We start from the raw sequence: 13,935 nt of genomic DNA, 5'->3' as shown, positions 1-13,935 counted from the left end.
ACCTAAGCCCTGTAGCGTACAGGGCCCAGGCTCAAACGGCTTAACGATCACTGTCCAGGTTTTGGGGCGCAGTTCAGAGGGAGGGGTAGTGGGTGTATATTTTCCCTTCCGGCCATGCCCGCGCATGGCTTGATTGCTGCGTTCGGCGATCATCTGGCGGATGCCTATCATCTCCACCCCCTGTGCTTTAAGCCTAGGTAGGGCCTGCTCCAGTACGCTCAAGGTTTGGGGGTACGGGTGGCCAATCACGACCGCCGAACCCTGCTTGTGCGCCAGCATTACAGCCTTCTGCACCTGTTGGGCAATCGCCTCTGGCGTACGCACATCGTCCAGGAACACATCCCGCGACACGCTGGCCAAGCCAATGGCCTGGGCCTGCGCGGCGGCCTGGGTCGCTGCACTGGTACGGCTGTCAATCAAAAACAGCCCACGCTGTTGCAGCTCAGCTGCCAATAGCGCCATGGCACTTGCTTGCGCGGTCATGCGGCTGCCTTCGTGATTATTCAAGCCGGCGGCAAAGGGCACAGCTTCGAATGCGGCGCTCAAACGCTTGTGCAGCTCATCCTCAGGCAGGTTTGGCCGCCACGCGAAGGGGCCATTGGCGGGGTCCATGGGCATGTGGACGATTACGGTTTTCCCAGCATGATGGGCCTGGCGGGCGAACGCCGTTGCATGGGGGGTATCTGGCATGACTGCCAAGGTTACCGGCCCCGGTAGTGCCAAGGCGCGGCTATCACGGGAAGGAGTTTGCCCCAAATCATCAATGATCAGGCTGAGGTAAGCGGGAGGGGTGGCCGCCAGGGCCTGGCCCACCCATATAAAAGTGAGCAGGCCTGCCACTAGCCCCGCACGCATGGGTCAGTTACCGCGCGTTATCCTTAAGCCCTTGAGCAAGTTCAGCGCCTGGCCCAACTGGAAGTCGTCGTCTTGAGGCCGTGCTTTCTTGTCGCTGCCTGGGCCGCTTGGGCGTTCCGCCCCACCGTTGCCATTGCCCAAGTGCCCTTGCAGGTCAGCTTCCTTGAAGGTTTCTGGGTCCTGCTCACGGGTGATCTTGGCGCGCCGTACTTCCACGTCCGGGATAATCCCCTGGGCCTGGATGGAGCGCCCATTGGGCGTAAAGTACAGGGCTGTGGTGAGCTTCAACGCGCGATCATTGTTGAGCGGCAGCACAGTCTGCACCGAGCCCTTACCGAAGCTATCCGTGCCCATCAATACGCCCCGCTTTTGGTCTTGCAAGGCGCCGGCCACGATTTCCGACGCCGAGGCGCTGCCGCCGTTGATCAGCACCACCAGAGGCACGCCCTCGCTGGCATCGGCCGGGTCGGCATTGAAGCGCAGTTCGGAGTTGGCGATACGCCCCTTGGTGTACACGATCAGCCCCTTGGTCAGGAAGTGGTCGGCCACTTCCACGGCGGCTTGCAGCACGCCACCAGGGTTGTTACGCAGGTCCAGAATCAGCCCGTTGAGCTTCTTGTTGTTGTCCTTGCGCAGCTTGGCCAGGGCCGCGCCCACTTCCTCGCCGGTTTTGACTTGGAACTGAGTGATGCGGATATAACCGTAGCCATCTTCCAGCAGCTGCGCTTTCACGCTCTTCACCTGGATAACGGCCCGCGCCAGGGTTACGTCGAAGGGGTTACCGCCGTCACGCACCAAGGTCAGGGTAATCTTTTCTCCAACCTTGCCGCGCATCTTGTCCACGGCTTCGTTCATGGTCTGGCCACGGGTGGGCTGGCCATTGATTTTGACGATCAGGTCGCCCGCCTCGATGCCCGCGCGGCTAGCGGGGGTGTCGTCAATGGGCGAAACTACCTTGATGAACGCATCTTCTACGCCCACTTCAATGCCCAGGCCGCCGAATTCGCCACTGGTGCTTTCCTGCAGCTCGGCGAAGTCTTCAGGGCCCAAGTAGGCCGAGTGGGGGTCTAGGTTGCTGAGCATGCCCTTGATGGCGTTCTCCAGCAGGGTTTTGTCGTCTACCGGTTCCACGTAGGCCGCCTTGATGCGGTCCATCACCTCGGCAAAGGTACGCAGTTCATCCAGTGGCAGGGGGGGCTTGGCGGGCGCGGCAGGCGCGGCCGCTGGGGCAGCGGGTGGCCGCGTGACGGGCGCGGGCTCAGCCGCATTGGCCAGGGGCACGGCCATCATCAAAGCAAGAGCCAGCATGGAAAGGCGGGACGAATGCAGCATGTCGAACGAACTCCTGATCCTGTTTAACCGGCGCCGGGTCAACCGCGGCACCATTGTGCAGGGTCGGTGGCCCGACCTTGCTGGCGAATGGCGAAGTACAACGCCGATGTATCCTGCCCACCGCTGGTGCCGACCGTGGAGATCGCCTCACCAGCCTTGACGACCTCCCCGGCACTTTTAAGCAACGACTGATTATGCCCGTACAAGCTCAGGTAACCATCTCCATGGTCGAGAATCACCAACAGGCCTGCACCGCGCAGCCAGTCGGCGAACACCACGCGGCCTCCGTGCACGGCATGCACGGCGGTACCCGCCGATGCGCTGATCATCACCCCGTCCCAGCGGGTCCGTTCATCGTCACGGGCTTCGCCGAAGCGTGCTAACAATCGACCGTCAACTGGCCATGGAAGTTTGCCCCGGGCCGCACCGAATGCGCCGCCGAAGGTTTCGCCGGTGCTTACGCGTACTTCAGGGGCCTGCTTGCGCGGCGGGGGCGGCGGGGTATTACGCGCCACGGCGGCCTCACGTTGCTTGCGCTCTTCTTCTTGCTGGGCCAGCAAGGCCTTGCGCCGCGCTGCTTCGGCCTCCCGCGCTTGCCTGGCCAGGGTTTCTTCGATAGTGGCCAGCACCTTCTGCAAGTCAGCCTGATCTTGCTGACGCTGCTGCAGCTTTTGGTCACGGGCTTTCACGTCACCATTAAGCTTGGCCAATACGGCCTGGCGCTCTTTGCGCACTTGGTCGAGTTCATCGCGCTGTTGCCCGAGGGTGCTCTGTTGCACCAAGAGCTGGGCCTGTTGCATCTGGATGTCTTTTTCCACCCCGGCCAGTTGCTTGAGGGTTTCGTTAAAAGCCTTGAGCTGGGCCAGGCGCGCCTGGCTCAGGTAATCGTAATAGGTGAGGGTGCGCGCGAATTGCTCAGGGTTCTGCTGGTTCAGCAATAGCTTCAGGTACTCCTGGCGGCCGCCCTGATAGGCGGCCCGAGCCTGAATGGCGATCAGCTTTTGCTGTTCAGCGCGGGAACTCTGAAGTTTTTTTTTCTCTGTTTCGAGCCGCTGTAGCTCGCTTTCGGTTTTCTTCAACTGCTGCTGAAGGGCGTCCACTTGTTTTTCAAGCTTGCCCATCTCGGTTTCGGTGCCACGCAGGTCTTTTTGCACGCCTTCGCGCTCCTGCTGCAGCTGCGTCAGGACCTTCTTCAGCTCGTTGATATCCTGTCGGGTGGCTTCGATCTGCTGTTGGGTCTGGGCGCGATCGTCGGCCAAGGCCGGAAGCGTCAGGGCCGCGAGGGCAAGGAAGGCAAGGGCGCGAAGCATTGGTAGGCGGTTACCGAAAGAAAAGAGCGCGTAGTATGCCCGGCGGCACTGGCAATCAAAAGGGCGCGTGTGCGCCCTTTCAACCGAGGATCAGGCGTTGACGAGAATCGAGTGGCCGGTCATCTCGGTAGGTTTCTCCAGGCCCAGGAGCATCAGCATGGTGGGCGCCACGTCGGCCAGCACGCCGCCTTCACGTACCTTTAAGGAGCGCTTGCCCACATAGATAAACGGAACTGGCTCGGTGGTGTGCGCCGTATGGGCCTGGCCGGTGGACGTGTCTTCCATCTGCTCCACGTTGCCGTGGTCCGCGGTGATCAAAGCCTCGCCGCCTACCTTTTCTAGCGCCTGGGTAATGCGGCCCACGCACGTGTCCAAACACTCCACGGCTTTGATGGCCGCTTCCATGATGCCGCTGTGACCGACCATGTCCCCGTTGGCGTAGTTGACCACAATCACGTCGTAGCGCTGGTTCTCGATGGCATCGACAATCTTGTCGGTCACTTCCGGCGCACTCATTTCAGGCTGCAGGTCGTAGGTAGCGACCTTCGGCGAGGGGATCAGAATGCGCTCTTCGCCTTCGAAAGGCTCTTCGCGGCCACCAGAGAAGAAGAAAGTCACATGCGCGTATTTCTCGGTTTCGGCGATACGCAGCTGGGTTTTGCCGTTCTTGGCCAGGTACTCGCCCAGCACGTTGTTCAGGCTGGTCGCGCCAAAGGCCGCCGGGGCCGGGATTTTCGCGGAATACTGAGTAAGGCCCACGTAGCCGGCCAGTTTTGGCTGGCGGGCACGGGGAAAATCTGCGAAGTCGTTTTCCACGAATACACGGGACAGCTCACGGGCGCGGTCGGCCCGGAAGTTCATAAATATAACAGCGTCGCCGTCTTCCACGGTCACCGGTTCACCCACGGTGGTGGCTTTCACGAACTCGTCGCTCTCGCCCCGGGCATAGGCAGCTTCCAGCCCTTCAGTGGCGTTGGCGGCATGGTATTGGGCAGCGCCGTCGACAATCAGGTTGTAGGCCGCGCTTACGCGATCCCAGCGGTTGTCCCGGTCCATGGCGAAATAGCGGCCGATCAAGCTGGCGAAGCGGCCCTTGCCCAGACGCTGGAAGGTGCTTTCGAGCAGGTCAAGCGAGCCTTGCGCGCTTCTGGGCGGCGTGTCGCGGCCATCGAGAAAGGCATGCAGGTAGATGCGTTCGGCGCCACGGCGGGCAGCCAGTTCGACCATGGCCACCAGGTGGTCCTGATGGCTGTGTACGCCACCGTCGCTAAGCAGGCCCATTACGTGTACGGCCTTGCCAGCGCCTACTGCTTTATCCACTGCCGCGCAAATAGTAGGGTTTTCGAAGAATTCACCGTCGCGGATGGCTTTGGTTACCCGGGTGAAGTCCTGATACACCACTCGGCCGGCGCCCAGGTTCATGTGGCCTACCTCGGAGTTACCCATTTGCCCATCGGGGAGCCCAACGTCCATGCCCGAGCCTGAGATCAGGCCATTGGAGTGGGTTTGCAACAACTTGTCGAGATTCGGCTTGTTGGCAGAATAGACAGCGTTGTATTCATGGCTGTCGCTGTGCCCAAATCCGTCGAGGATGATCAGGACCAGGGGTTTTGGCGTGGCTGTCATGGTTCCCACTCACGGTTGAAAGAGGATAGAAGGGCTATCTTAGGGCAATTCGGCGTGGCCTGAGTACCAGCGCGTGAGTGGCAGACCGCCGCGTGGGGTCGCGGTTCCATGAAACAGGCGCCGGGTGGGCTTTGGCCGGGGTCAGCCGCTGTGTATACTGGCCGCCATTTTTCGTGCTCTGGAAGCTGTCGATGGTCGCTCACTTGCTGGAATTCGCCACCAATCACTATCTGCTTGTCGGTCTGTTTGTCATTCTCCTCGTTTTGCTGCTGGTAATGGAAAGCAGCCGTGGCGGTCGTAGCCTCAGCCCCCGCGAACTGACCGCGCTGGTGAACGCCGACAAGGCGGTGGTGATCGATATTCGCGCCAAGAAAGACTTCGCCAGCGGCCACATCGTTGACTCCCTGAACATTCCTCAGGACAAACTCCAGGCTCGCGCCGCGGAGCTGGAAAAACACAAGGGCAAAACCCTGATCATCGTCGATGCCATGGGCCAGCATGCCGGCACCGTATGCCGCGACCTGCTCAAGAGTGGTTTCACCGCGGCCAAGCTAGGTGGCGGTGTGTCCAGTTGGCGTGCCGACAACCTACCTTTGGTGAAGTGACATGCCTCGTATCGTCGTTTATTCCAGTGACTGGTGCCCCTACTGCACCCGTGCCAAGGCGCTGCTAACCAAAAAGAGCGTTGCCTTCGAAGAGGTTCGGGTCGACGGTCAGCCGCAACTACGGGCGGAGATGACCAAGAAAGCCGGCCGTACCTCGGTGCCTCAAATCTGGATCAACGACCTTCACGTGGGTGGCTGCGATGACCTTTACGCCCTCGAGCGGGCGGGCAAGTTAGACCCGCTGTTGCGCTGAACCCACTCCTATTGAACGCTACAAGAAGGATCTGTCATGACTGATCAAGCTACCAACAGCGCGGCCAACGAAGACGCCGATGCCCCTCAATTCTCGCTGCAGCGCATCTATGTGCGCGACCTGTCGTTCGAGGCCCCGAAAAGCCCGGCCATCTTCCGCCAGCAGTGGGAACCAAGCGTTTCGCTGGACCTGAACACCCGCCAGAAGCAACTGGATGGTGACTTCCACGAAGTGGTGCTCACCCTGTCAGTGACCGTGAAGAACGTCGAAGAAGTCGCGTTCATCGCTGAAGTGCAGCAGGCTGGTATCTTCATGATCAAAGGCCTCGATGCTGGCGCCATGAGCCACACCCTGGGCGCGTTCTGCCCGAACATCCTGTTCCCCTATGCGCGCGAAACCCTGGATAGCCTGGTGACCCGTGGGTCGTTCCCGGCGCTGATGCTGGCCCCGGTCAACTTCGACGCCCTGTATGCCCAAGAGCTGCAGCGCATGCAGGAAGCCGGCGAAGCCCCTCAGGCCTAAGCCCGCTGAAATGAAAAACGCCCTTCGGGGCGTTTTTTATGGGTGGTGGTTTATCCCAGGCTTCGCCTGGTCCCACAGTTGTTCACCACGCTCAAGCAAACCCATGCTGCCGCCAGGCCTCGTATACGGCAATGGCTACGGTGTTGGAGAGGTTGAGGTTTCTATAGTCATTAAATGGCCCCTAACCGGTCCAACATGTCAGGGTATCTTTCCACCAATTTAAGTAGCATCGCTGCATGGGGGCTTGGGCATGCTTTCGCCTGCTCCCAATTTTTTAGCGTCGCAGGTTTGGTCCGAATATGACGTGCGAAAACCTCTTGAGACATGTGGTGACGTTCGCGAATGGCGACAATTTCTTGTGCAGACACCGTAGGCGCCTCTAACGTCGGCAACCGATGCTGCCGGAGAGTGATTTTGCCCTCGCGCTGGGCCTTCATGTCGCCGATGCCCTCCATCATTTCGGCAAACAGATCACGTTCTTTCATTCTGCTATCCTCGATGAACCGTAGCTTGTCGCTCGGAGATCTCAGCGCTGATTGCTTGCTTAAGCAAGCGCTCCTGTTCCGACGTTAGATTTTCGAGTTCGTCCTTGTCATAGATGGCAAACATCCAAAATTGGCCATTATCGGCTAGCCAGTAATAAATCACTCGCAGGCCCCCCGTTTATCTTTTCCCCTACGCCTGTCAGCCCAACGCAGCTTCCGAAAACCTCCAGTCCTTGGCATAACAACGCCGCATTCAGGATTTTCGAGAAGATCCTCTTGCAGCTGATGGTATTCGTCGTCGGTCAGGTATTGGGCAACTGTAGCGCTAAACCTTCGGGTTTCAAAAAAGATCGCTTCCATCGGTGCAGTGTACGCAAGTTGCGTATGATTTTCAAAATTGATAGGTCTCTTTCGCTATGTGCCAGCTATACGTTAGCTCCGGTGTGATGCCTCCGTATGAGAGCAGAACGCGCTCAAGCAAACCCATGCTGCCGCCAGGCCTCGTATACGGCAATGGCTACGGTGTTGGAGAGGTTGAGGCTGCGGCTGTTGGGGCGCATGGGGAGGCGCAGGCGGCGGTCGGCGGGGAAGCTGTCCAACACCTCTGGCGGCAGGCCGCGGCTTTCTGGGCCGAACACAAAGGCGTCGCCAGGCTCGAACGCTACGTCGTGAAAGGGTTGAGAGCCTTTGGTGGTGAAGGCGAACACCCGTGGGTTGCTCAGGCTTTGCAGGCAGCTTTGCAAGTCCGCGTGGCGTTGAAGTGGGGCATACTCGTGGTAATCCAGCCCGGCCCGGCGCAGGCGCTTGTCGTCCAGCTCGAAGCTGATGGGCTCGATCAGGTGAAGATGACAGCCGCTGTTGGCGCAGAGCCTGATAACGTTGCCCGTATTGGGCGGTATTTCCGGTTGAAACAGGATGACGTGAAACATGCGCGGCTCCGATATGAACGACGGGCAGCATTCTAACGCCGAAGTGTTGCCACCACGATCCTCCCTCTGGCCTCGCTTTCTAGGGTCGCTGGCCATCTTTGGGGTGCTGGTGGGGCTGATGATCGGCAAACTGACCGAGCCAGGCCGTAGCGCATTCGACAAGGTAGAGTTGCTACCGGGCGGCGAGATGAACCTGTGGTTCGACCAGGCGCCCCAGGTGCATGGGGAGATCGTCGATGGGACCGTGGCCATTCTCTTCGACGCCAGTGGCCCGCAGTTGCAAGGCCAACTGGAACTCGAAGGGCGCCAGGCCAAATGGGCCCTGCGCCATACGGATAAAGGCCTGTTACTGAACATCATTGCCGCACGGCAATTGAGTGCCCAGTGGGTGGGAGAGGAAGCGGAGGGCCGCTGGAGGCTCCATGTGAGCCTCCGGGACGAATAAAAGAGGGTACTTCAGCCTGCCTGAACCAAAGCCCCTGAAAGGGTAGGGCGAGCGCCCTGGTGTAAAGAGGGGGACCTTGGCCTGCCTGTACCAAGGCCCCCGAAACTGTAGGTAAAACAGATATTGCAGGGGGCGTGCCAGGGTTTAGCGCTTACTGAGATTTATACTCAAGCCATTGAAATGACTATATTTCTTATCGTTAAGGCTAAGCATGGTGGCTGACCCTTGTGTTCAATACCTGACTCAGGCCTGCATCGCAGCGGTGCAACATACGCGCCGCGTGCTGGCTTAGGGTGCACATTGCAGGTTTCAGGCGCTATTGATAACCACCAGCCCCGCCGGAGCGGGGCGATACAGAGGTTAGGCGTCGTCGCCCTCGTCTTCCTCGCCGCCGGCTACTTTCATACCCAGCTCTTTGATTTTTCGGGTGAGGGTATTGCGGCCCCAACCCAGCAGCACAGCCGCGTCCCGGCGACGGCCAGCGGTGTGCTTGAGCGCGGTTTCGATCATGATGCGTTCGAAACTAGGCACCGCGCTGTCCAGCAGGTTGGATTGCCCTCTGGCCAGTGCCTGGTCGGCCCATTGGCGCAGGGCCTGCTCCCAATTGGTAACGGGCGTTGCATCTTGCGGCAGGCTGAGCAGTTCAGGCGGCAGGTCGGAAACATGCACCTCACGGCCAGAGGCCATGACTGTGATCCACCGGCAGGTATTTTCCAACTGCCGCACATTGCCAGGCCACGGCAGGTGCTTGAGGTAGTCCTCGGTTTCGGTCTTGAGCAGCTTGGGTTCTACTGCCAGCTCTTGGGCTGCCCGGCTCAGGAAATGTCGCGCCAAGGTCGGGATGTCTTCACGCCGGTCCGACAGCCGTGGAATATGAATACGGATTACGTTCAAGCGATGGAACAGGTCTTCCCGGAACTTCCCCGCATGAACCAGGTTTTCCAGATTCTGGTGGGTAGCGGCGATGATGCGCACGTCCACCTTCACCGGCGTATGGCCGCCCACTCGGTAGAACTCGCCATCGGCCAGTACCCGCAGCAGTCGGGTTTGAGTATCGGCAGGCATATCGCCAATCTCATCCAGGAACAGCGTGCCGCCATCGGCTTGTTCGAATCGGCCCCGCCGCAGGTTGGCCGCCCCCGTGAAGGCGCCTTTCTCGTGGCCGAAGAGTTCGGACTCCATCAAGTCTTTAGGGATGGCGGCCATGTTCAATGCAATGAACGGCGCGGCTGCCCTTGGGCTGTGCCGGTGCAGTGCGTGGGCGACCAGCTCCTTGCCAGTACCGGACTCGCCATTGATCAGCACCGTGATATTGGAATGGCTTAACCGGCCGATGGCCCGGAATACCTCCTGCATGGCCGGTGCTTCGCCAATGATCTCAGGCGTGCGGGTCAGCGTGGGTGGCACGTCCAGGCCCTGTTGCTCTTGGGCGTGCTGGTTGGCCCGTTTGACCAACGACACGGCTTCGTCCACGTCAAAGGGCTTGGGCAGGTATTCGAAAGCGCCACCCTGATAAGACGCTACAGCGCTGTCTAGGTCGGAGTGGGCCGTCATGATGATCACCGGCAGGCGAGGATGCTCTTCGCGGATACGTGCAAGCAGATCAAGCCCGCTGGCGCCTGGCATGCGGATGTCCGAGATGATCACATCCGGCTGCTGCCGGGCCAGGCGGCTCATTACGCCATCGGCACTGTCAAAGCTTTGGGTCGCCATGCCTTCCTGTTGCAGCGCTTTTTCCAAGACCCAACGGATAGAGCGGTCGTCATCGACGATCCAGACGGTTTCACTACGGCTCATGACGAAGCAGCTCCTTGTTCTAGCGGCAGGAAGATCGAAAAGGTGGTGTGGCCTGGGTGGCTGTCACATTCGATCAGCCCTTGGTGCTGACTGATGATGTTCTGAGTGATGGCAAGGCCAAGCCCGGTACCGTCCGGGCGGCCGCTGACCATGGGGTAGAAGATCGTTTCTTGAAGTTCGGCGGGTATGCCAGGGCCGTTGTCGGTGATTTCCATTTTCGCCACCAGGCGGTGGCGGGTGTGCCCAATGGTAAATTGGCGCATGGTCCGGGTGCGCAAGGTGATCCGGCCCAAACGAAGCGCTTTGTCGCCGCTGATGGCCTGCATGGCGTTGCGTACGATATTGAGTACGGCCTGGATCATCTGCTCACGGTCAATGAGCACGTCAGGGATGCTGGGGTCGTAATCACGGACCAAGGCAATGCCGCCCTGGCTTTCGGCGCTGACCAGGCTGCACACCCGCTCCACTACCTCATGGATGTTGGTCATGGCCAGCAATGGCAGCTTGTTGGAGCCGAGCATGCGGTCTACCAGATTACGCAGGCGATCGGCTTCCTCAATGATGACATTGGTGTAATCGCGCAGGCTTTCTTCAGGAAGCTGCCGGGCCAGCAGTTGCGCCGCGCCGCGGATGCCCCCCAGAGGGTTCTTGATTTCGTGAGCCAGGCCGCGCACCAGCATTTTGGTGGTTTCCTGCTTGGACAATTGCGCTTCTTCTTTAGTGATGCGCAGCAGACGGTCCCGAGGGTGTACTTCAAGCAACAGTAGCGTTTCGGTTTTGTTCAGGATAGGCGTAACGGCGTAGTCCACCGTGAGGGTTTGGCCAGTGAGCGCGGTGAGCATGGCTTCACGCTTAGTGAACGGGTGGGCTTGTTCCACGGCTTGGCGCAGGGAATTGAGCGCCTCGGCCGATTCAGTGAACAACTCGCTGATGAATTGACCGTGACTGCGCTGACCACTGATGGCCAGGAGCATTTCCGCTGCCGGGTTCATGTATTCCAGCCGCAACTCGGCGTTGAGAAGAATGGTGGCGGTGGTGAGGTTGTCCAGTAACAGTCGGTGCAGCGCATCACTAATGGTCATGCGTATCCTTGACCTCTTTTGGCCCATCGCCATTCGAAGGCGCGGTCTCGGTGCGGGGTTAACAAGTGCCTGCGCCCCACTGATGCATGCAAAATGCAAAATCCAAACCAAGCGCCGAAAAGAAGCGTGAATTGAGCGTATGCAAGAGGGCACAGCGAAGGTAACCCTCTGATCAGGGCTGCGTTGCGCTACTTCGGGTCATGCCTGTGCATAGGGTGCATCAGGTTGCACCATAACGGGGCGAGCCAGGGCTGCCAAGCATGCTAGGGCTTGGCGTCGCCTTTTTTATCGTCATCGTCGTCGTCATCTGGGGGCTTAAGGCTTGGGGGGCATTCAGGGCGAACGCCGTAATCGTCTTTTCGGCAAGGGTGTATGCGCCGTTTCTGAGCCAACGAGGTCCGCTTCATATGCAGGGGTTGCGGGGGCGTGCGCTCGATGACATTGCCTTGAGCGTCCAGGATTTCCGCAGCCAGTTGATGTGTGCCCCGATCTACGCTTTGTACGGCAATAACCGGGCTAGGTCCGGGCTCGCTTACGGGTTTACCATCCAGCAACAGCCGGTAAAGATCCCCATTGCTCAGCGCGGGCTCGCTGGTCAGGGTAACGACCAGCTCGCCTCCCGCATTGCTGACGCTGGCATCGGGCAAAGGCACCAGAATGCGGAACATCTCGTAATGGGTAACCAGAGTCACTGGCGGCGCCTTCGGCACCCCCTTGGTAGCGGGCTTGCCACTGCTTGTGGGTTTAGGGGGCAGAAGGGTCATGCGATTGCCCTCAGGGACCTTCACCGAAGTGGCACCCTTACGGGGCTGGTCGGTATATACGCGGTTACCCTGGGCGTCGATGTAGGTATACACCTGGGCTTGGCATATTCCGCACCCTGCCATCAGCAGCACCAGTAACGCCCCTTTCAACGTGCGTTCACCCGCAATACGTAGAGGGTCCTGGGCGGGCTGGTTTGAACTACGTCGGCGCCTTCGAGCACCTGTACCGAAAGGCTGTGTTCGCCTCGGTCCACGTTAACCAGTTGCAAGCGTGGCACATTGCTGGGCGTGCCGTAGGCGACTCCGTCCAATACCAGTTGCAGCAAGCGGCCACCGACCAGCCGGGGCTGGATGTTAACACCCACATCGAAGGTGCCGTCGTTGGCGCGGATGGCACCATCTGCCGGTATATCCGTGAGCTCCAGCGTGGCATAGGCAGAAGGCGGGGCGGCTGAAGCAGGTGGAGCGGGTTGTATGGGCGCGGGTGTAGAGGCTTTGCCCTTAGGCATTTGAACGCTATTGAGCGGGGGAAGCTGCATCTCTTGCGCGGGTTTACCCGCCGGTGGGTGCTCGGAATACACCGTATTACCGTTGGCATCGGTGTATTTGTAAATCTGGCCAAACGCCGGGATGCACAACAGCGAAAGAACGAACACAAGGAAGCGACGCATGGGGCTACTCGGCTGAAGCTGCACAGTGGGTAGCATAGATCAGACTGCGCTATCGATCACCGCCTAATGGCCCGCCATGCATAGCTCGCCGGTTGCACGGGTCAATGCCAGGCGGTGCAGGCCGTCGCGGTCGCCTTCATTCGCGGCCTGGGCTACCCATTGGGTACAGTTAGGGCTATTACGGTATGGTGCAAAGGCTGCCAGCTGCTCCAGCAGGGTGGTTTGCAGGGCATCAAGCTGCGGACGAATGGTTTTGACCAGGTCTGGGCGTGGGGTATCGGGCGCTTTTCCGGCAAGGCGCCAGTTGGCCAGGTGCCCATATTGAACGAGCTTGTTGGCCTCGATCTGAGCGGCGAAGAACTGTTCCACGAGGGCTGGCTCGAGCCTGTACTGCGGTGCGAGCAGTACCGCGCCGGCGATCACTTCGCGCTCCCGCGTGCGGTCCTCCACAGCCTTTTTGCTATCCCATTTGCTTAGCGCGACTTGATCGGCAATGCTCAAGCGCTGCTCGATGCTGCTAAGCAAGGGCTGCAGTGCTTCAGGCTGGGGTGAGGTATCAGCGCTTGCAGCGGTAGCACCCAGCAGCAGGGTAGATGTAATCGCGATGCGTATCAGAGAAAGCATGGGGCAAAGCTCCTGGGCAGGCTTTGTTATTGTTCAAGCGGCGTTTATTCGGGGCTCTCCTGGGAGATAGGTACCCCTTCAGCGCCAGCATAGAACACCACCAGTTCCGTCACTGTATCGCCGCTGCGGCCACGATGAACCACGTCTTGCATCTCCGCAAGCACTTCGCCTGGGCCGAGTTGTGTCTTGTATTTACCGTCACGGCTTTCCACCTGTAACTGGCCAGAAATTACATACCCGGCAGCCGGAATAGGGTGGGTGTGCCAGGGGAATTGCGCGCCAGGTTGCAGTACTACGTTGCGTACCGTGAGTTGTGGCTTGCCTGCGGGATACCCTATGTAAGGGTTGCCGTCCCAAGAGGTAGTGCTTTGCAACACGATAGTGGATTGAATAGGCGCAGGCGCGCTGGCCAGGGCAGGCATTGCGGCAATCAGTAAGGCCGCACACAGTGTTCGCTTCATATTGGCATCTCTCGTTGAAGTAGGCCGGCAAGCTTGCCGCTCTTGCCAGGCTCGGATAACAAGGAAATGCCGCCAAAGAAAAAGGCCTCCCGAAGGAGCAATGCTGTTCACTTAAGGATTGTTGACTAATCCTTGGGTAGCAGGAAAATCCGGAATCTGATTATAGATTCCGGA

15 protein-coding genes and 3 pseudogenes are annotated in these 13,935 nt (G+C 59.5%); 4 read left to right on the top strand and 14 right to left on the bottom strand.

Going from position 1 to position 13,935, the window contains the following annotated elements; all coding sequences use genetic code 11:
• Positions 1–93 precede the first annotated feature (93 nt).
• From ACWKV4_RS20510 to gpmI, 4 genes and pseudogenes are all read right to left on the bottom strand, one after another.
• A pseudogene (locus tag ACWKV4_RS20510) lies at positions 94–855 on the bottom strand (divergent polysaccharide deacetylase family protein); the annotation flags it as partial.
• Between the two features lie 3 nt (positions 856–858).
• Complete coding sequence (locus ACWKV4_RS20505) at positions 859–2,187, bottom strand: S41 family peptidase (protein WP_483834037.1); 1,329 nt, start codon at positions 2,185–2,187, stop codon at positions 859–861.
• Between the two features lie 38 nt (positions 2,188–2,225).
• On the bottom strand, positions 2,226–3,497 hold the full coding sequence (locus ACWKV4_RS20500; protein ID WP_483834036.1) for a murein hydrolase activator EnvC family protein: 1,272 nt from the start codon (positions 3,495–3,497) through the stop codon (positions 2,226–2,228).
• A 90-nt stretch (positions 3,498–3,587) separates the two neighbouring features.
• On the bottom strand, positions 3,588–5,123 hold the full coding sequence (gene gpmI / locus ACWKV4_RS20495) for a 2,3-bisphosphoglycerate-independent phosphoglycerate mutase (RefSeq protein WP_483834035.1): 1,536 nt from the start codon (positions 5,121–5,123) through the stop codon (positions 3,588–3,590).
• Positions 5,124–5,314: 191 nt separating this feature from the next.
• Between gpmI and ACWKV4_RS20490 the strand changes: the two genes are divergently transcribed.
• The 3 genes from ACWKV4_RS20490 to secB are packed head-to-tail and all read left to right on the top strand — an operon-like array spanning position 5,315 to position 6,503.
• On the top strand, positions 5,315–5,728 hold the full coding sequence (locus tag ACWKV4_RS20490; protein WP_483834034.1) for a rhodanese-like domain-containing protein: 414 nt from the start codon (positions 5,315–5,317) through the stop codon (positions 5,726–5,728).
• Between the two features lies 1 nt (position 5,729).
• Positions 5,730–5,981, top strand: a complete 252-nt coding sequence (gene grxC / locus ACWKV4_RS20485; protein WP_483834033.1) for a glutaredoxin 3 — start codon at positions 5,730–5,732, stop codon at positions 5,979–5,981.
• A 36-nt stretch (positions 5,982–6,017) separates the two neighbouring features.
• Positions 6,018–6,503 (top strand): protein-export chaperone SecB, encoded by a 486-nt coding sequence (secB, locus tag ACWKV4_RS20480; RefSeq protein WP_483834032.1) that lies wholly within the window; start codon positions 6,018–6,020, stop codon positions 6,501–6,503.
• 91 nt (positions 6,504–6,594) lie between these two features.
• Here the strand turns inward: secB and ACWKV4_RS20475 are convergent.
• The 4 genes and pseudogenes from ACWKV4_RS20475 to ACWKV4_RS20460 form a co-directional block, all read right to left on the bottom strand.
• Positions 6,595–6,666, bottom strand: a pseudogene (locus ACWKV4_RS20475) (tRNA (uridine(34)/cytosine(34)/5-carboxymethylaminomethyluridine(34)-2'-O)-methyltransferase TrmL); the annotation flags it as partial.
• 7 nt (positions 6,667–6,673) lie between these two features.
• Positions 6,674–6,988 carry a helix-turn-helix domain-containing protein gene (locus tag ACWKV4_RS20470; protein ID WP_483834031.1) on the bottom strand — a complete coding sequence of 105 codons (315 nt, stop codon included), beginning with the start codon at positions 6,986–6,988 and terminating at the stop codon, positions 6,674–6,676.
• Between the two features lie 4 nt (positions 6,989–6,992).
• Positions 6,993–7,348: pseudogene (locus ACWKV4_RS20465) on the bottom strand (toxin).
• 113 nt (positions 7,349–7,461) lie between these two features.
• Positions 7,462–7,917, bottom strand: coding sequence for a tRNA (cytidine(34)-2'-O)-methyltransferase (locus ACWKV4_RS20460; RefSeq protein ID WP_483834030.1), 456 nt, complete (start codon positions 7,915–7,917; stop codon positions 7,462–7,464).
• Here ACWKV4_RS20460 and ACWKV4_RS20455 point away from each other — a divergent pair.
• Positions 7,916–8,362 (top strand): hypothetical protein, encoded by a 447-nt coding sequence (locus ACWKV4_RS20455; RefSeq protein WP_483834029.1) that lies wholly within the window; start codon positions 7,916–7,918, stop codon positions 8,360–8,362. The two genes, ACWKV4_RS20460 and ACWKV4_RS20455, sit on opposite strands and share 2 nt — an antisense overlap.
• Positions 8,363–8,722: 360 nt before the next feature.
• On the opposite strand, the gene ntrC is transcribed toward ACWKV4_RS20455, so the two are convergent.
• The 6 genes from ntrC to ACWKV4_RS20425 all read right to left on the bottom strand — a co-directional run bounded on the left by ntrC (position 8,723) and on the right by ACWKV4_RS20425 (position 13,761).
• Positions 8,723–10,159, bottom strand: coding sequence for a nitrogen regulation protein NR(I) (gene ntrC, locus ACWKV4_RS20450; RefSeq protein ID WP_483834028.1), 1,437 nt, complete (start codon positions 10,157–10,159; stop codon positions 8,723–8,725).
• Positions 10,156–11,241: a nitrogen regulation protein NR(II) gene (glnL, locus tag ACWKV4_RS20445; protein ID WP_483834027.1), complete on the bottom strand. Its 1,086-nt coding sequence runs from the start codon at positions 11,239–11,241 to the stop codon at positions 10,156–10,158. The genes ntrC and glnL overlap by 4 nt, the downstream gene beginning before the upstream one ends.
• Positions 11,242–11,504: 263 nt before the next feature.
• A complete protein-coding gene (locus ACWKV4_RS20440) occupies positions 11,505–12,128 on the bottom strand; it encodes a DUF4124 domain-containing protein (RefSeq protein ID WP_483834038.1) in 624 nt (207 codons plus the stop codon).
• A gap of 23 nt (positions 12,129–12,151) precedes the next feature.
• Positions 12,152–12,676 (bottom strand): DUF4124 domain-containing protein, encoded by a 525-nt coding sequence (locus tag ACWKV4_RS20435; RefSeq protein WP_483834026.1) that lies wholly within the window; start codon positions 12,674–12,676, stop codon positions 12,152–12,154.
• A 63-nt stretch (positions 12,677–12,739) separates the two neighbouring features.
• The gene (locus ACWKV4_RS20430) at positions 12,740–13,300 is read right to left on the bottom strand and encodes a chorismate mutase (RefSeq protein WP_483834025.1); all 561 of its coding nucleotides are present in this window, start codon (positions 13,298–13,300) and stop codon (positions 12,740–12,742) included.
• 44 nt (positions 13,301–13,344) lie between these two features.
• Positions 13,345–13,761, bottom strand: a complete 417-nt coding sequence (locus ACWKV4_RS20425; protein WP_483834024.1) for a cupin domain-containing protein — start codon at positions 13,759–13,761, stop codon at positions 13,345–13,347.
• Between the last annotated feature and the right edge of the window lie 174 nt (positions 13,762–13,935).

The sequence above is a fragment of the Pseudomonas artemisiae genome, assembly GCF_057128685.1.
This window is presented reverse-complemented; position numbering and strand designations above follow the sequence as displayed.

Coding starts and splice junctions, on each gene's coding strand:
- ACWKV4_RS20505 (WP_483834037.1), bottom strand. CDS start 2,187: ATGCTGCATTCGTCCCGCCTTTCCATGCTGGCTCTTGCTTTGATGATG.
- ACWKV4_RS20500 (WP_483834036.1), bottom strand. CDS start 3,497: ATGCTTCGCGCCCTTGCCTTCCTTGCCCTCGCGGCCCTGACGCTTCCG.
- gpmI (WP_483834035.1), bottom strand. CDS start 5,123: ATGACAGCCACGCCAAAACCCCTGGTCCTGATCATCCTCGACGGATTT.
- ACWKV4_RS20490 (WP_483834034.1), top strand. CDS start 5,315: ATGGTCGCTCACTTGCTGGAATTCGCCACCAATCACTATCTGCTTGTC.
- grxC (WP_483834033.1), top strand. CDS start 5,730: ATGCCTCGTATCGTCGTTTATTCCAGTGACTGGTGCCCCTACTGCACC.
- secB (WP_483834032.1), top strand. CDS start 6,018: ATGACTGATCAAGCTACCAACAGCGCGGCCAACGAAGACGCCGATGCC.
- ACWKV4_RS20470 (WP_483834031.1), bottom strand. CDS start 6,988: ATGAAAGAACGTGATCTGTTTGCCGAAATGATGGAGGGCATCGGCGAC.
- ACWKV4_RS20455 (WP_483834029.1), top strand. CDS start 7,916: ATGCGCGGCTCCGATATGAACGACGGGCAGCATTCTAACGCCGAAGTG.
- ACWKV4_RS20460 (WP_483834030.1), bottom strand. CDS start 7,917: ATGTTTCACGTCATCCTGTTTCAACCGGAAATACCGCCCAATACGGGC.
- ntrC (WP_483834028.1), bottom strand. CDS start 10,159: ATGAGCCGTAGTGAAACCGTCTGGATCGTCGATGACGACCGCTCTATC.
- glnL (WP_483834027.1), bottom strand. CDS start 11,241: ATGACCATTAGTGATGCGCTGCACCGACTGTTACTGGACAACCTCACC.
- ACWKV4_RS20440 (WP_483834038.1), bottom strand. CDS start 12,128: ATGGCAGGGTGCGGAATATGCCAAGCCCAGGTGTATACCTACATCGAC.
- ACWKV4_RS20435 (WP_483834026.1), bottom strand. CDS start 12,676: ATGCGTCGCTTCCTTGTGTTCGTTCTTTCGCTGTTGTGCATCCCGGCG.
- ACWKV4_RS20430 (WP_483834025.1), bottom strand. CDS start 13,300: ATGCTTTCTCTGATACGCATCGCGATTACATCTACCCTGCTGCTGGGT.
- ACWKV4_RS20425 (WP_483834024.1), bottom strand. CDS start 13,761: ATGAAGCGAACACTGTGTGCGGCCTTACTGATTGCCGCAATGCCTGCC.